This window comes from Stratiformator vulcanicus (assembly GCF_007744515.1).
Classification (GTDB): Bacteria; Planctomycetota; Planctomycetia; order Planctomycetales; family Planctomycetaceae; genus Stratiformator; species Stratiformator vulcanicus.
In genome coordinates this window covers 4428951-4453595 of sequence record NZ_CP036268.1, presented here as the reverse complement: position 1 = coordinate 4453595, position 24645 = coordinate 4428951, and the positions used below count along the sequence as shown (strand labels likewise).

Genomic DNA, 24645 nt, shown 5'->3' with positions numbered 1-24645 from the left:
TGGGGGCTTGTGATTTGGACGTATTTCTTAGTGATTGAACAGGAACGACGGGCTGTTGATGAGCACCCACGCGAGGTCCTGTGCGGCAATGAGCCGTTTGTCTCCCAATTGCCGTTTACTCATCGCGAAGTCGGTCCGGAGTCGCTCGAGCAACGGGTCCTCCGGCAGCGGACGACTGAGCCGTTCGATGCGATTTTCCAGACCGGTCACCTTCGGATCTTCCGGCAACGGTTTCCGCGCGGCAGCCAGTACCGACGTCAGCCGGTTGTATTCCGGATCGGTTAGCCGGAACGTTTTGGTCAGTTCGACCCACTGCTGCGCGGTGCGATCTTCGGCCGGCGTTTCGAGCAGCGTGAAGAGCTCCCGCGGCACGCCGAGCGAGACATCGGCTTGTTCGGTGACGTCGATGCGGAACCGACCGAAGAAGCTGTTGTCGTCGAGATGATCATGCAGCAGTTCAATTTCCAATCGAACGCCGATTTCCCCTTCGATCGGCTGCTTGAGTGGGAAGACCGCCCATTGCACCTGACCAAAGTTTCGGTCGACCGACCAGCCGTTGTCATTCCGGCTTCGATTGCCGTCGACCGCTTCCTTGACCGGATAGCCTCCCGCGGCGTCGTTCGCGACCGGTTCGCCGAACTTCAGCGGCTCACCCGGCCGGGTATTTTCCTTCACGTTCTTTTGTGCAACGACCGGACCGGAGACGTCTCCCGTACTGACCAGTCCGCGGGCCTTACCGGACAGTTCCGTGAGAATGAATCGCCCATCCTCCGATCGGCCCGGGCCGTTCTTCGGCAGCGATTCGTGAGGCAATGCTTCGATTCGAATGCCCGTAATGCGAGTCATCGGGACGTCGGCGACGATGCGGAATTTAGTCCGGTCGGGATTGCCTGATGCCAGGAACGACCCATCGTCGAGTCGTTTCAGCTTCGCGCCGTTCGTGGCAACCAGAACGTGAGGGTCGAGCGTCGACCAGACGGCGCTCTCACTTTGAATTGACTGCTCCCAGGCCGACAATTTGCTGTCGAACTGATCTTCGAACGCTTGAAGCTCAGCCGATGCCGCATCGATTTTCGCCTGTCGATCGGCTTCACGTTTCGCGACTTTCTCTGCGTTCGAAGCCTTGTACTCGTCGAGTTCCGTCCGTGCCGCGGCGATGGCCTTTGCTCGTACGAGTTCGCGCTCGGCCCGAATCGGGGCGACTTCAATCTCGCGCTTCGTTAGCGCCGCTTGCAACCGGGCATGATCATTGTCGAGGCGGTTCATCGACTTGATCGCCGCGTCGATCTCGGCCTCGGTCGCCGGGCGGTTGAGAATTCTCAGGAAGATTTGCCGGAACATCTCGCGGTCATTTTTCTCCCGACGAACCAGCGCGGTCAGTTCGTTGGACGGCGACGCAATCGCCTCGGCGAGCGTCGAGCCGCTGATGAGCGTCATCACGTTGCCGAGTTCCATGTTGGTCGACCGCTCACACTCACAGGCGCTTTCCCTTGCCGGACGGCCGAAGTTTGCGAGGAATCCGCTCTTGGCGTCGAGTTGCGCATCGGGCAGGGCGGCGGCACGCGTTGCGCCCGGTAGCGTCGGGATGTCGGGCTTGCTGCCCAGCACCTTGTGAAGCGAGTCGTACAACATCTCCGCCGGCAGCCGACGGGCGATCGCGTGCGAGTAATTAACCGAGTCGTCGGCATTCCACTTGTTCGACTCGACCGACAGTTGATACGTTCGTGACTGGCAGATCAGCCGAATCACGTGCTGCGTGTTGAAGCCACTCTCGAGGAACTCACGCGTCAGATAGTCGAGCAGTTCCGGATTCGTGGGCGGATTGCCGGCGCGGATGTCGTCGAGCGGTTCGATCAATCCGACCCCCAGCAGATAGCCCCACAGCCGGTTGACGTAACTCGTCGCGAAGTATTGGTTGTCCGGCGACGTCATCCACGCGGCGAGTTTCTCGCGTCGCGACGCGTCGTCAGCCGTGCTGAAGGTTGCCTCGTACGGGAACTCGGGAGCCGTCTCCACGCCAGTGCGGTCGTGTTTCACTTCGCCCGATTCTTTGTCGTAGACGACTTCAAACAGCGGTGTCGCCCCTTCGACCGCGGTACCGCCGATATTGCGATTTTTGCTCGCCGGGTCTTTCTTCAACCCGACCCGACCGAAGAACGCGGCCGTCTCGTAATATTGGTCCTGCGTCCAACGCTCGAACGGGTGGTCGTGACACTTGTTGCAGTTAAAGCGGACCGCCAGAAAGAGATGCGTTGTGTTCTCCATCGTCGCCAGCGGATCACGCAACACCTTGTAGTAGGAAGCCGCCGGGTTCTCCCGATTCGAGCCGGTCGCGGTGAGGATGTCGCGCGCGAATTCGTCGTACGGCCGATTGGTTTCGACTTGCTCGCGAATCCACGCATGGAACTGCTTCGCTCCCTCGTCGCCGAGGAACTTGCTGTTAACCTGCAGCAGGTCAGCCCACTTGTTGGTCCAGCGATCGACGTATTCCTCGCTACCGATCAGGCGATCGATCAATTCGTCCCGCTTGACGCGGTCGGGACGACGATCGGCGAGGAACAATTTCACTTCCTCAACGCTCGGGGGCAGCCCGGTCAGATCGAGATAGACCCGACGAATGAAATCGGCATCACTACTCAAGCCGGACGGCCTGATCTTCATTCGCTCCCACTTGCGGGCAACGAATTCATCGATCGCGGTCCACTTCTCGGGTTCCTGCCACGTAAATCCGTCGCGGTCGCCCATCACGGTCAACGTCGTCGCCGCATATGCCCCTTCGTATCGTGCCAGGACCGGCGACTCACCTCGTCGCATGGCCCGCATAACACCGTTCGGCAGGGCGGAAGCGATCTCGATGTCGCCACTCTCCACGAAAGCTTCACGCGTGACGTCTCGCGATCGACCGTCACTGTAATAGGCGGTGACGCGGAATTGCCGTGTTTCGCCAGCAAGCGGCACCACCGGTTTCTGAGGCTGAAGTTCGATCCGCTCGACCCGTGGCGTGTCGAGATCGAGCTGTGATCCGTCCTCAATCCAGCGTCGGATGATCTCGTAATAGCCTTCGCCTTTGCGCGTCAACTGCCCGCCGACATGCGCGACACTGCCGGTCGCCTTCAGCAACATCAGACTGTCCGCAGCCGAGGCCCGATTGACCCGCCGCGCGGCATGATCGTCTCTGAAGGCCCGCACGTCGTAAAGCGGGTCGTATCCGCGAAGCGAGAGCTTGAAGCCGTTCTTCCCGTCTTTGGCACCGTGGCACGTACCCTGATTGCAGCCGAGCTTCGTCAGGGCTGGATTCACGTCCCGAACAAAGTCGGGCTCGAGCAGCGTGGATGTCCCGGAGACCCGTACCGGCACCGTCACCGCGGCATCACCAACTCTCACCACAAGTGAGCCGCTCCCGTCTTTTTGCGGCAGAACCAGTCCGGTGTCGCTGACTGTGACCAGATTATCAGCCGGCTCAAATTTCGCTCGGGTGACGACTTCCGTCGGAGAACCGCCATTGATCGAGGCGGTGACCAGAAGCTGCACGTAATCGAATTCGTCCTGCAGCACGATCTCGGCCGGTAGAACGGAGAGCCCGGTCACATTCCGCAAATTAGTGGCGGGGGATGACGAGGTCGACTGGGCCGCCAGAGGGAACCGGCGAAAATCATTTTTGCTTGCCAGGGTCGTCGATCCGGCAGGACCGGCAATTGGTACGGATGAAACGGCATTGAGTTCCTCACCGGTCTCCGCATTGTACGTTCGCAGCATTCCGTCACCGCCCGCGGCCACAATTTTTTGGCCACTCGGGTCGAACGCGACGGTATAGACGGGCGTATTCGGAATCGAAATGCGGCACAACTCGACGACGCCTTCGCTCCGATACTCCTCCAGCAGCTTCTTTTCTTCAGCCGACCGACGGAACGTCTGCTTCGACATCGCCTCTTTGAGCTTCTTTGTCAGTTCGGTATCGAATTCGTACCCGTAGACCGTGAGCCAGCCGTCGTCAGTTGTGCTGGAGCCGGCGGCAATCCGGGTCCCGTCGGTACTCACGTCAATGGCAAAAACCCGTCCGGGTAGCGAGGGCAGGGTGCGGATCAGGTTGGCATCATCGCCGATCACCCGCTTCGTCTGGCGGAACATCCGGTACACCTTCGGCGTTCCATCCGAGCCGCCGATCACGATTTCATTTCGCTCCGGATGGGCTGCCACGGCGAGGATGCCGCCCTTCAAAGCCCCGGGGGTAATGGACGTGATATTGTCAACGAATCGTTCCGTATCGACTTCGGTCAGCTTGGCCGTCATGTCGCGACCGACCGAGACGACGTGGCTGCCGTCGCTGGAAAACACCGTATCGAGGGCCCAATCGTTATGTCCGCCCATAAAAAACGTCTGCTCGCCCGTATCGGCGTTAAATCCGCGGACGGTATTATCGGGACATCCGATCGCCACTGTTGACCCGTCAGGCGACCAGCTTACGCCGTACACCGTGTCGTAACCGACCGTCTTGGCCATCAGCAATTCGCGGGTTTCAACGTCCCAAATCTGAATTTCTCCGGTCCGGCCGGGGAGCCCGCCACATGCGGCCAGTTTCGATCCGTCCGGTGAGAATCGGACGGTCTCGATCCGCTCAGAAAGGCCGACGAGCCGAGCGACGATTTCGTCACTCTCCGCATCGTGCAGCAGCACTTCATGAAAGCCGGCGACGGCTAGCAGCCCGCCGTCCGGTGAAAAGTCCATTGATGTCACGACCGGCCGCTTGCGGTAAACAGGCGGGTTTTCGACCGAGTACTGCGGCGAATCGGTTTGAGGAGCGTCGTTCTTCGCCCCTTGGAGGATCCACTTTCGGATCGTGTCGATCTCCATGGGATTCAACGGCGGGGCGTTCTTCGGCATCAAAGCGTTGCCGTCGTCGTCTGGCACAATCTGATCCAGCAGATAACTCGCGTCAGGCTTGCCCGGCACAACCGCCGCCAGTCCCGATTCACCCCCGACTACGAGGGCGTCGAAATCGGTCATCAGGTAGCCGCCTTGCTTCCGCGCGGGCTGGTGACACCCTGCACAATTCGCCCGCAGAATCGGCTCCACATCTTTATGAAAACTGACGGACTTCGCTCCGTCCGTTTCCTCGCCAAACGCTGGTGCCGAAAGGCGCTCACCGAACACGAGAACAGAAGGAACGGTGAACGCTATCAGTAAAGCGACGCGGGAACGCAGCATCGATTTCGCCTCACAAGCCGAAGATTCAATTGGGCGGGAGGGTGCCATCGCTCGCAAATCAGCAGTTGTCGTCGCGAGCCGTGTAGAACACTCCCGACGCGCTGCCCGAAGGCACCCTGCCAGATCATAACATGCAGCGACTTTGATTCGAGCCAAATCTTGGTATTTTTTCACCGTTGTCGAACTCGTCCATCCGCACGCTTTCTTTCCAATCGCAGCCGATTTGCGAGGAATACGTGGCGAGAGTAACTCGCGATGTTTCGTTTCGACCGACGCACGATTGTAATTTTCGAAGGTCTCCGGCGTCCGACCACTCTCTTTAGACATCCTCGCCACGGCTTACTCAGGTGAGATCCGCAACCTCCGGCCTGCCTTGGGGTCGCCGACATCGCTCAATAATGGGCAACACAGCAATCAGAGTGTCCGCTCGAACTCCAACTTTGCCGACCCGGCAGAACACCCCGCTGGTTCTTCCCATTCGGCTGAGGGTTTTGCCCATCATGCCGACGCCTTTGCCGATGGGGACCGCTGTGGAAACGAGGTCAACGGCTCCCATGACGCCGCGGCCGGCTCGTTCCCAGCCGCCGAGTCGATTCCCCTCGGCGTCCTTGCCTTCATAGGCATCGACCAGCCCACCCAGGCCGATAAAGTTCCCGACCGTCCCGCCGAGCGACGTATAGATGCGGTTGCCGAGGCTCTGGCCCTCGGTGTTCTCCCAGTGGGTATTAAACTCGTCGACAAGTGGCTCGACGATAAACTCGCTGGCGACGTAGTAAACCGGGTTATACCGATTCACCTGATGCGCCGCGGAGGCGAGGATGAACAGGTCGCTGTTGTTCTGATCGATTAAGGCTTCATCGCCGACGAGCGAGCGAATACTTTCGCCGGCCCACTCGTAGAACGGGCGGATCACTCATCGAACGAGAACTCAAAGACAGTTCCGTCTGGGTGGCCGTGAATCTGACTTGCAATCCCACCACGGATCCGCATCGCCCTGACTGCTTCAACTGCAACAACATTATCAACTGAAAATTGGCCACCACAAACAAACGGTATCTTAGGAATCAATAAACTGTGATCAGGTACTAGACCATTGTTTTCTTCCCGTTCGAGAAGCAAGGGTCTACCGGTTGCGAAGTCTGTCTCCTCATTAATTACGTCGAACCACTCTTTAAGGGACGTGCCGATCGCTTCTACGTCACCTGTTTCAGGGTCAAACCGTCCCACCTTTTCGCCCACAATACAATACTGATCCCCAATGATCGATTGTGCAAAGCAAAGCACGTGTTTTAAATCGATCGGGTATCGGTTCTTCCAAAGCTCATTCTTGTTCCAAGAAGTTATGTCTGTTCTTTCGCTTGCTTTGGATGGAAAACAATGCATCGCACCCCCGAACGCAGAAAATCCATTAAAATTATTATAAAGACTTTTCAACTCGCGTTGTAGCCGAGGTGTGATGGAGTCAGGCAAATCAGGCAAAAAACCTCGTGAATCAAATATTTTCAATTTCTCAAGGGATCGCACTTGCTTTGTGATATTCATTATTTCAATTATGACCCTGAAATAAGATCAATGATAACTCTTGCACCATCCAGAATGCCCCGCAACTTATTTCCGATGACGGCGCCAGCTCCGCGATTGTCAGAAGGCGGAATGTGACGCACGCTAGTGCTTCCTTCGGCAAAGACGGCTGGCGGTGCTTCGTCACGATCCAACCGAGGCTTCGTGGGTACACTTTTCAGTGCCTCGCGGCGACGCCGATCCGCACCCAGTCTATCAACAGTTAGTGGTTTGCCGACGCCGTTGGCGTCCTTGAGATGCTTAGCAGCTTCAGGGTATTTATCCGCATCAAGCGCATTGCGTTGGACATCACCCGGCTTGTACTCCGCATTATGCACCAACACCGGCGGGCCGCGGGGGTTGTTGTTGGCGGCGACGTAGTAGGTATGGGCGTCGGCGACGCGGAAGTTGTAGACGGTGACCCCTTCGGGGTGCGCTTCGCGTTGCGTCAGGACGAGGGTGAAGCTCTCACCGTTCGGGCCGGTGAGTTTTTCGCCCGGTTTTAAGTCGCCCGCGTCGATCCATGCTTCACGAGTGGCCGACCAGAAGGGGTGTTCGTCGGTCGTTTCGAAGTTCTGCACGTCGCCGGCGTCGCTGCGGATTTTTAAGTGCCGCAGGTGGTCGGAGGTGCGCTCGAAGACCTCTTCGACCTCGCGCCAGCCGATCGCTGCGCCGTGCTCATCACGGGCAAGAACGCGGTCACCCGCTGCAATCTCCTCGATCGGCTTGCGGTGTGAGGTGTCGATCTCGGGGGTCGGCGCGGCGTTCTGAGCAACCGCGGCGGTCGCTCCGCCGGTGGTGAAGAATGTTGTGGCCGCGATGAGGCCGCCGGAGAGCAACAGGGTCAGCGCGAGGGCCACCCGCCAGAGCGATGCGGGCGGCACAGGGTTACGTCCCTTGCTGGCGCTGCGGGCTGGTGTGGTGGGGGCATCGTCGATCTTGATGATCGGCTCGGGCCTTGGCTCGGCGATAAACCGCAGCGGCTCGTCATCGCAGAACTCTAACTCCGCGTTCGTCACGCCGGGTTCCGCCGTCGCCGAGATGTCCCAGCCGCGCGTCATCGCTTTCCAACGGAGGCGTCGAAATCTAATTGTTCGACTACTTTGAAACACGATTCAGAAGCTCTCGCAATTGAATCTTAACTGCCGACGCGCGGCCATCTTGCTCCAATCCATATCGAGCCCAACTCTTTGCCCGATGTTTGTCACCGACATGTTCAGATACACGCGCGAGGAGTAGTGCTTTTCGTATATGAGTCATCGAAGCTAAGATTCTCTCCGACTTCTCAGAACAAATATTCGATTCGGAAATCTCTTCAAAAGGTCTTGGAAAATCGGAGTATATTGCAAACGACTTTTCGAGTTGAGCTGACATTGTCGACAGTAAATAAGATTGTGCGGAATCACCGTCAGAAAATTGCCACCAGAAATCGACTTCTTCGCCCGGAGTCATGCGGAATGCAATCTCGCAGTCGTCAGCAGAGACTCTCTTCGGATCGATAGGTTCCCTTTTTCCGATAATTGGAAGAAAAGTAAGGTGCTCGCCCAGTGAAACGCAACATGCCGTGTTGTCGCTCAGAATTTGCAAACGAACACAATCGATAAACGGCTCACGGACGCGATTCCAATTTCGGCCTCGACCACTGAAGCCGAGCTCCCTCATAATGGGCTTCAACTTTAATTCAACAGCTTTGATAAAAGATTGAGCACTTGTTTGCATAGCAACGCAGACTACTGATTCACAATGACTTTGAATCCCAGCTTTTGTAATTTCGCCAGTAGCGGAGCTGTAGGACCAACTTGGCCAGTTATTCCGCTTCTTGCAAATTCCCAAATAACTTCGTCAACCTGCCCGGTTTCCAGAAGCCGGAAGTCTTTCGCCAATTCCCGACGAACTCGTTTGGTAAGCCCAGTTCGCCCAACCTTCGACTCATAAGCTCGCTTTACCCCACCTTGCGTTAGCACGTCGATACGTCGCCCGCCAAAAACTGTTCGGCGATATTGCTCTATCAATGCGGGCGCTTCCCGGTTTCTAATTTGATCCCGCACTGCATCGCCAGCAGCCTTATTTGCTTGAATACAACTATTATGCACCAAGACTCCCGCGTCACCGACGCGGTAGACGTGTTGGCCGTGGACTTCGAGGTTGTAGACGGTCTCGGGTGGGCCGCGGGGGGTGATCGAGGTGATGCGGCGAATGCCGCTTAGTGTATCGACGCGTTCGCCGACGTTTAAATCGTCGGCGGCGATGAATTCATTTCGATCGATCGACCAGAACGGGTGGTTTGCCGTGACACCGGTCGGCTGTTCGTCACCTTCAATGCTGACATTCAGCAGCGGGCTGCTGCTTTCGTGAATGAATCGCCCCGTGATGACGGAGCCTTCGCCCGCTTCAATCGCAGGGCAGGGGCCGATGTTTAAGACTTTTGCGTCCCCCCACGCCCCCTGTTCGGGCAGGTCGAGATGGATCGTCTCGCCAACGGTAATGCCGTTTTCGGTCAGCCAGTCGAGAGGGCGCAGCAGTTCGATCTTTAAAGCGTCGCCAGTTTCCTTCCGCATCTGCAGAGACACGGCCCGCCACGACTCATCCGGCTCGGCGATCTCATCGACGGCCACGGTCTCCGGGTTCGTGCCGAGAACCCGATGCCCCAGTCGCAACTCTTCAATCGACCGCGAGCGTGCATCTGAAAGAGGGGCCGTGGCACTTGCCGCCAGCGGCACCGCCGCGGGAGCGGTGTTAAAATCAATGCCGAACCCCAGACCCTGCACCGCCAGCCCGGCGGCGAGCATTAAGCAGCCTGTTAGCCAAGAATTTTCTGGAATTGATGGGGGACAAGTCATCTGCTCGCCGCCATTTCCAATTCGATTCCAGAGCATTTACTCCTGATGACCTCCTGACGAACTGGATGCGAAACGAATAGTTTCGTTTGCCCAGAGCCACTGTAGGTGAAAACATTCAGAGTTTTGCATTTTTGGACCGACAAGACGGGCTTCACAACGAAATCATTGACAATGATCGAGGTCGCTTTGTCCAAGATGTCAGGGGGAGAAGGAAAGTGCAGAATAGAGTAAGGATGACTCTCATCGCCGTCGGTGACAATTACGTCTAGCCATTGTAGCACATCACATGACGCTGCGTTAAAAGTCAATATATCCCGAAGCTTGGTTGAGCAGAGGCGGCATCCAAGGGTGCTCGCCAAGTAATCGGTGAATTCTCCGGTTTTAAGATATAAATTTAGGGGCGGCCAATCGGCGATCTCACCGTGGGGAGGTAATTGAAAGCCGCCCGGCTCCGGAAAATAGCTTGCTGGTCGATCATCCTTATTAATTGTCGCGACACCATCGGGTCCGGCCTCATCGAATAAGACTTGGTAGAACTGGGCGCTCATCACTTCCATCCAATAGATCGCAGCAGGTCTGGATTTAAACGAACTGGCTCTTTGACATAAAGATTGTACAACTCGAGGAATAGATCCGTATTTGATCCAGCTTCCTTTTGTGCTCTACGCATACCTTCCAACACGAAGTCGTGATACTTGTTCGGGTGCCGTCCAAGGTGTGGCAGCGAACTCTTGTTCCATGCATCATCGAGTTTGAGGCCGTAAGAGTCCGCAATTTCTTCCATCGCGGGAGTATACTTATTGTTCTTATTTGTGGCAAAGTGGTGAATCTGATTGGGTCGACCGCCACCCGGTACATACTCCGCATTATGCACCAACACCGGCGGGCCGCGGGGGTTGTTGTTGGCGGCGACGTAGTAGGTGTGGGCGTCGGCGACGCGGAAGTTATAGACGGTGACCCCTTCGGGGTGCTCGGCACGTTGCGTCAGAACGAGCGTGAACTGTTCGCCGTTGGGGCCGGTCAGTTTTTCGCCCGGTTCGAGGTCGCCCGCGTCGACCCAGGCTTTTCGGGTCTCCGACCAGAAGGGGTGCTCATCGGTCGTTTCGAAGTCCTGCACTTCGCCGGCATCACTGCGAATTTTTAAGTGCCGCAGGTGGTCGGTCGTCCGCTCGAAGACCTCTTCGACCTCGCGCCAGCCGATCGCTGCGCCGTGCTCATCACGGGCAAGGACCTTGTCGCCCGCCTGAATTTCCTCGATGCGTTTGCGGTATGAGGTGTCGATCTCAGAGGTCGGCGCGGCGTTCTGAGCAACCGCGGCGGTCGCTCCGCCAGATGTGAAGAACGTCGCCGTGGCGATGAGACCGCCGGTGAGCAACAGGGTCAGTGCGAGTGCCACCCGCCAGAGCGATGCGGGCGATGCTTGGTCACGTCCCTTGCTGGCGCTGCGGGCTGGTGTGGTGGGGGCATCGTCGATCTTGATGATCGGCTCGGGCCTTGGCTTGGCGATAAACCGCAGCGGTTCGTCATCGCAGAACTCGAACTCCCCGTCGGTCACCCCCGGCTTTGCCGTTGCCGAGATGTCCCACCCGCGCGTCATCGATTTCCAACCGCTCGGTTTTAGCTCATCGTCTCGCCGCCGCTTCGGCCGGTTCAGAATAACCAGACCCGCCGCGGCAATCACCGTCCCGATCGCCAGCGAGGCCAATTTCTCGTCATCGGCCGAGGGAATCTCCGGCAGCGTGACGATCACTTCGTCGTCGGCAAGTGCGGGCGACGCCACGACAATCCAGTGCCCTTCGGTAAAGCACGACGGATTCTTAAACGGCTGCCAACCCTTGCGCATCTTGCCGGCGATCGAGTTCGTCCCCTTTTGCACCCGGCAGAAGACGCCGCTGGTTCTTCCCATTCGGCTGAGGGTTTTGCCCATCATGCCGACGCCTTTGCCGATGGGGACCGCGGTGGAGACGAGGTCAACCGCTCCCATGACGCCGCGGCCGGCCCGTTCCCAGCCGCCGAGGCGATTCCCCTCGGCGTCCTTACCCTCATACGCATCGACCAGCCCGCCCAGGCCGATAAAGTTCCCGACCGTCCCGCCGAGCGACGTATAGATGCGGTTGCCGAGGCTCTCGCCCTCGGTGTTCTCCCAGTGGGTATTAAACTCGTCGACAAGCGGCTCGATGATAAACTCGCTGGCAACGTAGTAAACCGGGTTATACCGATTCACCTGATGCGCCGCGGAGGCGAGGATGAACAGGTCGCTGTTGTTCTGATCGATTATGGCTTCATCGCCGACGAGCGAGCGAATACTTTCGCCGGCCCACTCGTAGAACGGGTTCGAGTAATCGCTTTCTAAAAACTCGCCGGTCGGATCGGTAAGGAAACCTTCCAGATCGGGATGCCGCTCCAGACCGTAATCGTTGGTGGAACTTGTCGAGGTCGCTTCGGTGATGAGAACGTCTGTGGGCGCGGAACCGGGGCCGGAGGCCCAGCCGGACATCGTCGGGAGAATCTGTTGACTGCCCCATGACACCGATGTGCTTGAGTAGTCGGCGGCAAACGCCCCTTCGGAACCATCGCCGTAGCCGCCTGACGAGTAATAGTCATTATAGTCGCCATGATAGACGTACTCGGCGACGTAGATGACATCACCGCCAATCCCGTAGTCGCTGAAGAAATGCTCCTCGAGAATCATGTCGCCGATGTAAACATCGTCAGTCGCGTCGTCATCCCAGCCGCCGTCAACGGTGCCGCCACTGCCGCGCTCTAACGACCAATTTAAATCGAATCCGAGGTCTGTCGTGTAATCCCAAGTATTTTCATCGGTTTCGCCGCCAGAAATTTCGGTTGTCTTATCGGTTTGGCTTGCATCGGCTTTCGCGTAAACGTAGCCACCGGCCGTGCCGGAGGCTGGTCCATCAACGCCGTTGTTGTCCCAGAAATATTCACCGTTTCGATGGTAGGCCTCTTCGCCGGCATCATCGAAGTCACCTGTGACGGGATCGGTGAGTTGGTCGTACAGCCATTGGTCGGTCTCCGCCGGATCGTGTGTGATGTCCCAGGAGTAAAATTCGCCGTACTCACTTTCGCCGTCGGTTAGTTCCAATTCCCATTCCCACGAATAGTCGTGGTCGGGGTCGTTCTGGTCCCAGGATTCGTCTTTATAGGTCCACTTTTCATCGAAGGTGCTGCTTGAGTCGTAGCTGTCATATCCTTCGTCGGTTCGGCTGACAAACTCCCAGCCCGACTCACCGAATTCATATTGCGATTCGACAGATTTGTCGGAAGCGGTGTTATAGGTCGAATCAAAGTTTGCGGTGCTTTTGACACTTTGGCGGTCGCCGCGTGTATCGATGCTTGGATCGTCCCCGTCGAATCGATCGAGTTTTGCTTCGGCCGTCGTTTCCGTGGTTCTGAAAATGGTTTGATTGGCCGACGCCGAACCTGTACCGGTCGTGTCCCACACGCCGCCGGTCAGAGTGGAATTTAGCTGGTAATTTGAGAGTGTGCTCTCCGAATGATTCTTCTCAGTTTCGACGGTGAAATCGATCGTGTCGGCCAAGCCGGTCCAGTGGTAAAAATAGTGGTTATGTCGATCCGCCCACGGCGTGGTTTGATACGAGTAGTCGCTCGATTCCTCATAAGACTTCGTGTTTTCAGTATTACCCTTATAGATGGCGGTTCCGCCGGAGACGACCCAGGCGAGGGTGTCGCCGCTTTCGCCGAGCGAGTAGTTGATCGTCTTCGAGTGAGACTTGTTGTCGACGACTTTCTCGCTGGCTTCGCCGTCGACGGTGTGTTCGTAAACGAGGCCGGCGGCGACGATCCTGGAGTAGGGGCCTGAGGCGGTTGCATCATATTCGCTGGAACCACCGCGGGTCGTGGAGGCGGTGCCACTGAGGACTTCGTCCCCCTCGCCGGTCAGCCATTCCCAGAAACCTTCGGTCAGGTCTTCGCCGCCGACGTCGAATTCTTCAATAGTACTATTGTAAGAATCGACCGAGGTTACCTTGTAGTTGGCGGTGCCGTTGATCGGCGTGCCGTAGGCGGTCGATTGATACGGAGTGGATCCCACGAAGTCCCAATTGTTGTGACCTTCGGAGGAGGCGGACCCGGTGACGGAAGCGGTGACCCATTCACCCTCACCGGAGGCGGCGGCTTGATCCCAACTGAATTCTTCCGTGGTTTTCGCCTCGGATTTGTCTTTGCGATCGGAAGTGAAGGTGCCGTCGAACGTTTTTCCGTGGGCCGTACGGGTCTCGTCGGTCGTGCCGTCGTATTTTAAGGTTTCGGTGTAGGTCGACGTGATGGTGCCTTCGCCGGTGAATGTGGGCTCTCCGTTGGGTGTGGTGCCGCCGGCGGGCGTGAGGGAGAACTCGTGCTTAATCATGTCTTCAAGCGTGAGGTTCACCGTCCCGTCGATCGTTTTGCCGTCAGACTCCCAAGTCCCGTCTTCTTCGGCTGTGAATTTCCAGCCGTCGTCTTTATTGGAGGTGTTAGTGACGGTTCCGGTGCCGTTGTCGACCCAGTCGTTCTCGGTGTCGTCCCAGTCGAAATTCGTGGTCGCCTCGGACTTCGTGCCGCTCTTAATCGTTTGCTTGAACTCTCCCGTGAATGCGGAGCCGTTGTAGTCGATGGACCGCTGGGATGTCGCGATCGCTTCGAGAGTGTTTTCGTTGGATGACGTATAGTGCCCCGAACCCGAATCGGCCCAGTCGCCCGCTGCAACCTTGCTGGTTAGGTCGGACTTGTAATCGGTCTTATAAATCTCCTTCGTCTCCATGCTCACGACCGGTGACGGGTCTCCACTGAGCAGATTGCCGAATCCGGTGTGCGTGAGGGTCCAGTCGGAGTCGCCCTTGTTGTTCGACGTGGAATCGCCGGAGACCAGCGACCACGTTCCCTCTTCGTCGCCTGCCGTTTTCGCGTAGCTCTCCTTGACTTCGGTAACGGTGTCGGTCGTTTCGTCTTTTGAATTGTAGGTGGCGTTCCACGTCCAGATCGCCGTGTCGCCGTTGGGGAAAGTTTCTTGGCGATTAAAGTTGCCAGATGCATCGGCGTTAATCGTGACTTCTGTCGTGCCATTGGACGTCTTGTTGCCGGTTCCGCTCCAGCCGTCGGTCGACCAAGTGTGGTTGAGCGAACCTGTCACCGTCTCGCCCGTGATCTCGGTCTTAACCGTGCGAGTACCGTCCGCGACCCCGCCGGACGAACCGGGGATGGAAACGCTCACCTCGTCTTTAAACGTCGAATCAATATCTCGCGAGGCCGTCCAAGTTTCATCGACTTCGTTGCGGCCGGTCTCGTCACGGGTCCATTCGCCATTAACGAGCGTGAAGCTGTCCCAGGAATCATTGGTGGAGTCGTTTTCAGTTGTTTCTGAATAGCTTTGTCCCGACGGCCCCACTGTCATGGCGCCGGTACCGGTCTGTTTCGATTTTGACTTGGCGTGTAGCTCTCGCGTGTCGGTGGCGTCGGTCGCGACCCATTTGCCATTAACGGCGGCGGAGTTGACGTCGACGGTCGAGATCGTGTGCTGCGACTGCTCTTCCTTGTCGACGGTCCCCGTGATTGTGCCGCGGGTGACGCTGTCAATGATGATGGGTCGGGAGTAGGACGCGGTCGAACCCTGTTTCAGTTCATACGACCATTGTTGATCTCGTTTCGAGTGGTTAGTACCGGTGCCGCCGGTCAATTCCCACTCACCTTCGATGAGTTCAAATTCCGGGGTGTCGTTGTAGTCCGACTCGATGGTGCCCGATTCTTCGTATTTGAACGAAATCGTTCGCGATCCCGCTGCGGGGTCGTCCGGGTTATTGGGGATGGTATTGCTGACGACATCATCGCTTGAGCCGCCTGTACTGTCATAAGTCAGCGAGTTGTCGCCCGAGTGTTCTTCGTCGCGGGATCCCGTGTAAACGAATTCGCCATTCTCGACGGTCGCGTTGACGTTGTAGGTTTCGCTGACGAACGACCAGCTTTCTTCTTTGACCTCTCCGTCGATCGTTCCGCTTCCCGTCGCTCCTTCTCCGATGGTCGGCGTCCGCGTGTAAGTCACCGGGTCTTCGGTGGAGAAGTCCTGGTAGTGATAGGTGTCGCCGGTGGACGTTCCGCCGCCTCCGGTCAGAACCCATGTTTCCGCGATGAGGTCATACTCGCCGGTGATGCCGAACGAACTGGAGGCGTCGCCGTTCTCTTCAAAGTCGCCTGTAATGGTCGTGTCGAGGAACCCAATATATTTGTCGTAAGTCGTGTCGCTATTTGATTCAAAATTTCGATTGCGGGTTTGGTGAGAGCCATCGCTCGCCGTTCCGCCGGTGGCGACCCAAGTCTCGCCGATGAGTTCAGAATTCACGGATGATTGCGAGAAATCGCCGTCGCTGCCGTCGGCTTCAAAGGTTCCCTCGACGTTGACAGAGAGTGAATTTGTGACGTTGCCGTCGTCATCCGCCGTGACGTTACCGATTGATCGCGTATAAGTTCCTGCTTCGTCATAAGACGAATCGGCATTGTGGTGGTCGGTCGAATCGGCAGTGGCTGAGACGGTCATCCAATCGCCCGAAGCCAATAATTGTTGGTCGGACCGATAGTTGCTTGTCCAGCCGTCCGAACCCGATTCATCAAAGGTGCCGTTGACGGTGACTTCCATGGCGCCATCGTCGCGGGTGACGTTATAATCGCCGCTTCCCTCGTAACTGCGGCTCCATCCGCTGTTGGACGATTCATCGGCTGTTCCGGTGGTGACCCATTCCCCGGCCGAAACGGTCGCGGATGTATTCCAATTGGATGACGTGTTTTCATAGCTGCCGCCGTTGATCGTTCCGGTCAGCAACCCGCCGTCGAGCGTGCGACCGTATCCGCCGGTTTCCGTTGTTGAGCGATCGCTGTTTGATCCGCCTGACGCCGTGCCCATTCCGCCGGAGAGTAGCCATGTTCCGTCCGCTGCGAGCGTTGCCATGGAGACGGTCATGGACTGCGAGTGGCTGCCGCCGCTTTCGCTGATCGAACCGGTCAAATTGAAGTAGGACGAGTCGTTCGAAGAGGTGCTGCCGAATGAGCCACCGCCCGAGAAGTTCGAAGACTCATTGGCCGTCTGGGTGAGTTGGCCGCCCCCTCCGAAGAACCACTGGCCGGACGCGTTTTGGTTGTAAGTGGTCAGGTAGTTCGAGTTGGCAGTCTCGGTGCCCATGCCCGAGATGGTGCCGGCGGTCGCCCCGGAGTCATAAGACCCGTTGATGAGGTAGGTCATGTTCCGGGTGCCGAACTCGGATCGCGAGCCACCGACCGTACCTGCCAAGTGGTTCGCGTTGTACGTGACCGTCAGATTGTGAGTCGCTTGTTCCGTCCAATCGTTGGTGATGACCGTTGGCTGTCCGCCGGGCACATCGCCGTAGTCGACCGTAAAGGAGCCGCTGGACTGCGATCGGGTCGAGGTCGTAAATGTGAAGTCGGTCGAGTCCTGATCACCGAAGGCGTCGAAGGTGTAATCAAATGTGCCGAAGGTCAGCTCAGCCGGTCCGCCGAGGTCGGAAGTCGTCGAGACCGTGAAATTGGCCGAGTAGTCTTCAACGAAGGTCCAACTGCCGTCCGCATTAAAGGTCTGGTCGATGCAGATTTGGTAATACAGACTCACAACGGCGGTGTACGCCACGCCCGTGGAGTCGTACCAGACGTTCGTGCCTGAGACGGATTCACTGTCGCAGAAATGCGATGAGGTGCCGGGACTGCCCGAGCCTGCAAAACCGGTTTTTGCGGAGACTCGATTCGGCGCCCCGACAAGATCGATCGCGTCGAAAATGCCTTCGCCGAGTAAGCTGTCGCCGGTCCCGAGAGTGCCGTCGCCATTGCCCGCGCCGTCGGGTAGGGGGATATCGGCCGAGACCCCGCCAGTTCCACCGGGGCCGCCGGCGTGCAGGCCGATCGCGATCGTGACCATGGCGGTCGATTCCAAGCCGTCATCAGAGCGAACGGTGTATTGGAAGGAATCGAAGCCAATGAAGCCGGAATCGGGGGTGTAAGCAACGTCAAAGCCGACGTCGAATCCGGAGTCGGCCAGCGCTCCCCACCCGCCGAATGCGTCAAGCACGAATTCGTCGAGCGTGACTCCGGACGGTGCCAGCGTGGCGAAAGCAGTAGCCACTGAAATCGGCACGCGGCGCTGGTAGCTGACTTGCCCGTGAGCGGAATTACCGACGGAAACGACTGCGAGATCGGAGCCGCTGGGACGCAGGTCATTCGCAAGGACGTCGAGCACGATGCCGGACGAACCGTCGCTTTGGGCTGAGTCGCCGATCGCGAGCGGGGCGGTCGGCCCGGCCGTCAACGTCGCTGCACCTTCGGCGACTTCGCCGATCGCATCGACGATTCGAAATGCCACGCGGTCGCCATTTGTTTCACCGATCGAAGGCGTGTACTGCAACACAGCGTCGTGCGCGACTCGCGCGGTACCGGTCACGGCATCGAAGAGAAAACTGCCGATGATTTCGAATGACCCTGCCGCAGTTGTCACAATTCCGGCGGCATCGGCCGACTCGAAAATGACCTCGGCGGTCGCCGGCTCGACACCAGTGTCACTACCGATGAATTCCGCCGCACTGAAATCCGTCGAGCCATCTGACTCAAACTGCAGCCGACGACTGACGGTCAATCGCGAGTCATCCACGAATTCAATCGTCACATCCCCAGCGGTAATCGTCGCACCGCTCGAATTCTCGACTCGATAGCGGAAGGCCTCCGTGCCCACTGGATTCGCCGGCGGTGTGTAGGTGAAGCCGCCGTCGTCTCCGAATGCGAGTTGACCGGAAGCGGGACCGGCTTCGAGAACGGCCACCGCACCAGACGGCAAATTCAGGTCATTGGAGAGGACGTTCCCGGACAATACCCGCCCGGGCCTTAGCAGATATCGATCGGGAGCGGCCAGCGGAACCGTTTCGTCGAGATCGGTGATCGTGATCGGCAGGACGATCTGCGACTTGCCGAAACCGTCTGTTACCTCAACGGTCACACTATGAGTCGATGCGATTTCGAAGTTGGGTGACGCAGTGAGCGTCAGGGCTCCCGACGTTGCGTCGATCGCGAACAAGGCTGAGGACTCATCGGCCACGAGCGAATAGGTGAGAAGATCGTCGTCCGGGTCAACGGCCGAAAGAGTGGTCACGACCGTGCCCGCAGCGAGATTCTCTTCAATGGTCAGCGGCATGACAGATGCGAAGGTCGGCAGTTCGTTGACGTCGTTGATTGCGATCTCGACATCTTGCTCGACGGCGAATTCGCCGTCGCTGACTGAGATGGTCAAGGAATGAGTCGGCAAGACCTCAAAATCGAGACCGGCCGCGACCTCGACCACACCGGTTGCCGCATCGATCAAGAATGCGTTCGGCGCAGACTGGGTAACGATCGAGTACTGCAACGCGAGGCCTTCGGGGTCATCGGCCTCCGCCGTCCAGACCGCCGTACCGATCGCGGCATCTTCGGCGATCTGAACGCTGTCGCCCGAGATGAAAGTTGGTGCCTCATTTACGTCGCCGACCAGAATGGTCAGCACGTTTGTTGATGAGCCACCGCCGGAGGCCGCTCTGATTGTCAGGTCGAATCGTTGTCTTGATTCAAAATCGAGCGTGCCTGTAAGTGAAACGATGCCTGTCGTGGAATCGATGGCGAACAGGGCGTGATCGTTACCGTCGAGAATTTCCCAACTCAAGCCGGTGGCATCACCGAGCACGTGCAATTGCCCGACCGGCGAACCATCGGCCGTCGCTTCATCAACAAGGACCTCCGCTCCGAGGAGCACCGGCGGCGTATCGGAGACCGAAATGACGACCGTCGCCGTATCGGTCAGCACGCCGTCTGACGCGACAACCTCGAATGTGTAATCGGCGGTCGTTTCGTAATCGAGCGGCGCGATCAGTCGGATCGAACCGTCGCCATCGACCGTGAAGGGCAGGCTGCCAATTCCAACACCGGAAAAATTGAGGCTATTGCCCTCAGGGTCATTCGCAGAAATAGTTCCGATCACCACCGAACCGTCCGCCGAGGTGATTTCTTCGACCGTGAACGCGAACGAATCCTGATCGAACTCGGGCGCCTCGTTGACGTCATTTATCGTGACTTGGACGAGTACCGTGTCGGTCGAGGTGCCGTCCGTCACTGATGCGAAGAAACTGCGAGCGGGCGATTGCTCGTGATCGAGTACCGCGTTCAACAGTACGCGACCGTCCGGCTCGACAAGGAACAGATCTGCGTCGAGTCCCGGCTGTATCGACCAAGTCAGCGACGTTGTGTCACCGCCTGCAACCAGCGTCCCAACCTCGGTGCCCGCGTCCGTCAGTTCGTCGATCGAAAGTGTTACCGCCTGAGGGACAGGTGCGGTGTCCTGAACCGTGACATCGACATCGACAATGGTGGTCCTGTTTCCGTCCGAGATGCTGATCGAAAGTATTTCGGTCGGCGACACCTCGAAGTCGAGGGGAGCCGCAACGGTAATCTCACCGCTGTTTGCATCGACGGCAAAATAGCCCGAAGAATCGGCCAGCGAGAACGTCAACGGCTGCCCTTCGGGATCGTAGGCGTTAATCGTCGCGACGACGGTGCCGACAGCCGTGTCCTCCGTCAAAATCAGTTCTCCCACCGGATTAACCAGCGGTGCTTCATTCACATCGGTCACGTTTGCAGACACGGTAGTCGGCTCACTTGCCAATCCGTGTTCGTCCGTAGCGAGGACGTGAAGCTGGTAGCTCTGCACGGTCTCGTAATCGACCGGACCGGTCAGGCGGACGGTCCCGTCGGAATCGATCTCGAACGGAACAGGACCGGTTGTTCCGGCCAACGTGAACGTCACGCTGTCGCCGTCGGGGTCGCTCGCTTCGATCTGTCCGAGCACGAATCCGGCAGCGGTGCCTTCCGCGACCAGTAAGGTATTGACATGCCCGATCGTCGGGGCTTCGTTCAGGTCGTTGACGTCGATCGTGACCTCGACGGTCGCGGTCTGCGTCGGATTGTCAACCTCGACCGCACGAACCGAGAACTGATAAGACGAAACATCTTCGTAATCGGCGTCACCGGCCAAAGCCAGTTGCCCCGACTGCTCATCAATGACGAACGGGGTCTGCTCGACGATTTCGTACCGTAATGCGCCCCCATCGGGATCGCTTGCCGAGACCGTTCCGACCGGCGTGCCGGAAGTGGCATTCTCGTCGACACTAAATGCGTAAGTAGGGGCGGCGAAACTGGGTGGCTCCGCCGCAGGGGTACCGGCCCCGGCCTCAATCGCGAATCGATGGATCGACAGCCGATGGGCGTAAGCGCTTTCAAAAGCGTATAGCCGGAATTCGACCGGCCCGGCAAGGTTCTCGTACGCGGCGGAGCCGGGCAACGTGACCGAGTACGTCACGACATCCTGGTCGCCGCGATGCGAGACTTTTGTTACGAGTAGCGCGCTTTCGGAGTCTGCAAAGCCATCGACTGACGTGTGCAGGGCGAGTTGCCTCGGAGCGTGCCACGACTGCCGGCGGACGGTGAACTCGACCGTCGCGCCCCGCATGTCAACTCGACCGGCCGAGGCTCCCAGGCTAAATCCGACGTAGTGCCCCTGCTGCAGTGCAAATTGATGGGTGGTCACGTCTGCGTTGGAGGCCTGCGGAGCCTCATAGAGCGCGCTGTTGCCCTCAGCATCCCGGCTGCGGAACTGCACCTCGAACTCGTCGGCATTCCAAGGCCGCCGGGCACCTTCGCCGAGTTCAATCCCGCTGAACGATAATCCTTCAGCGACGACGGCATCACCGAAGGTCCCCCCGGTTATCTCGGGCACAATTCCCTCGATGTGGACATCGAGCAGGGCGTCGGCGACGGGAACTTCTCCGACGACTTCGAGCGACAGAGTCCGGGTGGCTTGATCGCCGTTAAAATCCATCGCCGTGACATGGAATGTATATGCTCCGACTTCGCTCGGCGTTCCAATGAGTTGCCCGAATTCGGAAAGCGCCATGCCAGGCGGCACCGCGCCACCGGAAACCCACCATCCAACCTGCCCGGAGCCGCCCGCTGACTCCAGTTGTGTTTCGAACGCTTTGCCGAGAGTGAGTTGGGGCAGGGAGTCGGTAACAATTACCGGAGTGCTATCACCCAGAACTCGGAAATCTTTCACAGACAGGCGATGGCGGTAGGCACTGTCGTAGGCGTACAGCCGCACTTCGATCGGACCGCTCACATTCGACCACGCTTGGTGCATCGGCACGTTAGCGTGCAGCACAATGTCCTCGGTTTGGCCGCCTTTGACCGCTTCGGTCACCAGGAATGGATCGCCGAGAAACTGCCCGTCCGGCGTAAATGTCGCAACAGCGAATTGCCGCGGCGCGTGCCAGCTCTGCCGCTGCAACGTGAATTCGAACGTCATATCCCGCAAGTCGAGCGTTCCGTTGGTCGCTACGACGGTAAAAGCGACGTATTGGTCATTTTCGAGAGCGAAACCGAGGGTGGTGCGGTCACTCTTTGCGGCGGTGTCGGCCGAATTGGTGGCGCTGGCTCCGCTTGCGTTGAGGCTGCTGAATTGGACCTCAAACTCGTCCGCATTCCACGGAACCTGGGCTCCGGTCCCGAGCGAGACGCCGCCGTATTCTAGCGATGGATGTACGTAATCGACGGTTCCGATCGGCGTCGTCGCCGAGGGAATTTGCGTGGAGAAATTGGCATCGAGCAGGACCGGTTCGGTGCCGTTGAGCACCCCGCCGGGGCTGCCGCTGAGCATGACCCGCTGCTCCAGTGGCTCTAACGTAAAATCTCGTCGAGATTTCCGGCGACGCACGCGGGATGGACGACGCGGGCGGTACGAAGACAGCCAGTTCTCAAGCAGCATAGCGGGGCCCTACGCAGCGGATTATTCGGGTGGAAGTCGTTCCGAAAATGTTGCAGGCGACGAACACTCAAGAGGCAATGTTCAATCCGAAGCATATGTGATCGTTTGATGCATAAAGTAATTCGCTCACAAAATATCAGCAAGCACTAAACTGTCAATGCGTTAATAGGTAAACAAAATTACGAGAGAATTCGGCGTTCCTGACTCGAAGTCGCCGGCGCCCGCCTGGCTTTGGAAAATCGTAGCGAGCAAGACGCCGTTTTCAGCGAAATACGCCGTCATCGCGGAAGCAGGGGAATCTCTGGCGGACTCGCAAGCAGAAGGCTCGAGGACCTTCCCATACTTTTTCAACGGCTGCCCGCGGCCCGGATCTAAGGTGCCGTCAAATGAACTGAGCGGCTGCGATTCCGAATGCGCAAATGCTGAACGCGACGAGTGAGCCCGCACTCAGAATCAGGAATAAGTCCCACGCCCTTGTCGGGCGGAGTCTTCGATCGATGGCGACGAAGCGAAAATAGAGGGCCGCCGCCGCGAGTGCGCCGAGCATGATCGTCTGCGTTAACCCGCCGATCGCAATCAGCAACACGGGATCGAGGCCGACTAAATAGAGAGCGAAGCAGAGCAGGGGAAGGAGGGCCGATAGGCCGATCACCGTTTTGTTCGAACCCGACGTTACGTCCGACTTCGGAATCAGTCGCAACTGGATCGCGCCGTCGGCGAACATGCGCGCGTTGCTGGCGTTGGCGACGAGGAAGGTCGAGTAGAGAACCGAGATTGCCCCCGTCAGGAACAACCACTTCGCATAACTGCCGAAGACCGGGACGTAGGCTTCGCCGAGCGTGCTCACCATCCTCATGCCGGACGGATCGAGGCCCCGGCGATGCAGTACCGCCACGCCCATTAAGAAGAAACAGACCGTCGCGATGGTGTAACACACCATTGACCCGAAGGCGTCGAACCGCATCACCCGCATCCAGCCCCTCGCTCGCTTCTCCCAGTCCGATGTATCGTCGCGCGGGCCGCAGTAGCGGGCGTACCCCCGTTCAAGACACCAATACGGATAAGAGATGAGTTCGGTCGCACCGACGCCGATCAGCCCGAACGCGGAAATCGCGAACACCCACGCGGCCCAGCCGCCGTCTTCATCGGCCAGCCGAAATTGAAGTCCGCGCAATACCTCGTCCGAAGTCAGCGAGAACTCTTGGGTAAATTGCAGTGAAATCACATTCCCAATGGTGAGGAAGGTGAACAAACCGACGAGTGTGATCGAGAAATTCTGAATGAGGTTGTAACGACCGAAGAATAGGAACACTGAGGTAATGGCCGCGGCGACGCCCGCCCAGATGCGGTCATCCCATGTGTAGGGATCGCCGCCTTCGGGGTCGATCGGTCGTCCGGCCTCAAGGTTTTCAAGAGCCTCCCAGCCGGCTGCCCCGGCTCGGTCGATCCGTCGGCGAATCGCTTCGACAAGCGGATCGTCCGGATTTTTGTCGCGGAGTTCGACATACCGCCTCAGTTCACCCTCTTCGGGAAGCGAGACGGCGTGAATGTAGTCGCCGGTGATCGGGAACGTCATCGCCAACGATTGCCCGACTCCGCCAACGATGCCTCCGAGTTGACCAATCGTGCAGATCATCATCACGACCCACACCCACAAGATCCAATTCACACGAAGCCGTGGTCCGGGGACAGTGTTGAGGGCTTCGAGTGTGGTGCGGCCTTCACTAATGGCGTATCGGCCCAACTCAACCTGGACGAAGACTTTGATGACGCAGCCGACGACAATGAACCACAGCAGCGTCATGCCGCCCTGCGCGCCGGTCTTCGTGGTTGCGATGAGTTCGCCTGAACCGACGATGGCAGCGGCCATAATCAGGCCGGGGCCGACGTAGCGAACGAGATTGCGGATGTTTCGAGGCGGGTCGGTCGTCGCCGCTGAAGCGTTGCCAGGTTCGTCCGGCTGCTGCAATTCGTCTTCCAAGGGTGTGGTCACGGGATGAGTCGCTGGACTGATGGTTCGAAGGCTCAAGCGTGCCGGAACAGCCTCATCGCATCAACCTCGCGCTATGTTTGAGTTTTCTGACAGCAATCTCGACGCTGAACCGCCCTCTGTGTTCCCGTTCATGCCGCGTTCGGGTCGGGAACTTTTTGACGGCTCGTTTCGTCTTACCTTTGGGGCCTTAGAGGAAACGC

The 24645-nt window shown here is 58.2% G+C and carries 9 protein-coding genes; all 9 read right to left on the bottom strand.

The window, feature by feature from the left end:
* Positions 1-27 precede the first annotated feature (27 nt).
* Positions 28-5205 (bottom strand): DUF1549 domain-containing protein, encoded by a 5178-nt coding sequence (locus tag Pan189_RS17685; RefSeq protein WP_145365411.1) that lies wholly within the window; start codon positions 5203-5205, stop codon positions 28-30.
* Between the two features lie 343 nt (positions 5206-5548).
* Entirely contained in the window at positions 5549-6118 is a 570-nt protein-coding gene (locus Pan189_RS17680) for a hypothetical protein (protein WP_145365410.1), read from the bottom strand.
* Positions 6115-6747, bottom strand: coding sequence for an SMI1/KNR4 family protein (locus tag Pan189_RS17675; RefSeq protein WP_145365409.1), 633 nt, complete (start codon positions 6745-6747; stop codon positions 6115-6117). The genes Pan189_RS17680 and Pan189_RS17675 overlap by 4 nt, the downstream gene beginning before the upstream one ends.
* Positions 6748-6755: 8 nt before the next feature.
* A complete protein-coding gene (locus Pan189_RS17670; protein WP_145365408.1) occupies positions 6756-7826 on the bottom strand; it encodes a polymorphic toxin-type HINT domain-containing protein in 1071 nt (356 codons plus the stop codon).
* A 37-nt stretch (positions 7827-7863) separates the two neighbouring features.
* Positions 7864-8484 (bottom strand): DUF4304 domain-containing protein, encoded by a 621-nt coding sequence (locus Pan189_RS17665; protein ID WP_145365407.1) that lies wholly within the window; start codon positions 8482-8484, stop codon positions 7864-7866.
* An 11-nt stretch (positions 8485-8495) separates the two neighbouring features.
* Positions 8496-9554, bottom strand: a complete 1059-nt coding sequence (locus tag Pan189_RS17660) for a Hint domain-containing protein (protein WP_310820730.1) — start codon at positions 9552-9554, stop codon at positions 8496-8498.
* 47 nt (positions 9555-9601) lie between these two features.
* Complete coding sequence (locus tag Pan189_RS17655; protein ID WP_145365405.1) at positions 9602-10153, bottom strand: hypothetical protein; 552 nt, start codon at positions 10151-10153, stop codon at positions 9602-9604.
* Positions 10153-22452, bottom strand: a complete 12300-nt coding sequence (locus tag Pan189_RS17650; RefSeq protein ID WP_145365404.1) for a cadherin domain-containing protein — start codon at positions 22450-22452, stop codon at positions 10153-10155. The genes Pan189_RS17655 and Pan189_RS17650 overlap by 1 nt, the downstream gene beginning before the upstream one ends.
* A 382-nt stretch (positions 22453-22834) precedes the next feature.
* Positions 22835-24445, bottom strand: coding sequence for an Nramp family divalent metal transporter (locus Pan189_RS17645; RefSeq protein ID WP_145365403.1), 1611 nt, complete (start codon positions 24443-24445; stop codon positions 22835-22837).
* Between the last annotated feature and the right edge of the window lie 200 nt (positions 24446-24645).

Coding starts and splice junctions, on each gene's coding strand:
- Pan189_RS17685 (WP_145365411.1), bottom strand. CDS start 5,205: ATGCTGCGTTCCCGCGTCGCTTTACTGATAGCGTTCACCGTTCCTTCT.
- Pan189_RS17675 (WP_145365409.1), bottom strand. CDS start 6,747: ATGAATATCACAAAGCAAGTGCGATCCCTTGAGAAATTGAAAATATTT.
- Pan189_RS17670 (WP_145365408.1), bottom strand. CDS start 7,826: ATGACGCGCGGCTGGGACATCTCGGCGACGGCGGAACCCGGCGTGACG.
- Pan189_RS17665 (WP_145365407.1), bottom strand. CDS start 8,484: ATGCAAACAAGTGCTCAATCTTTTATCAAAGCTGTTGAATTAAAGTTG.
- Pan189_RS17660 (WP_310820730.1), bottom strand. CDS start 9,554: ATGCTCGCCGCCGGGCTGGCGGTGCAGGGTCTGGGGTTCGGCATTGAT.
- Pan189_RS17655 (WP_145365405.1), bottom strand. CDS start 10,153: ATGAGCGCCCAGTTCTACCAAGTCTTATTCGATGAGGCCGGACCCGAT.
- Pan189_RS17650 (WP_145365404.1), bottom strand. CDS start 22,452: ATGCTGCTTGAGAACTGGCTGTCTTCGTACCGCCCGCGTCGTCCATCC.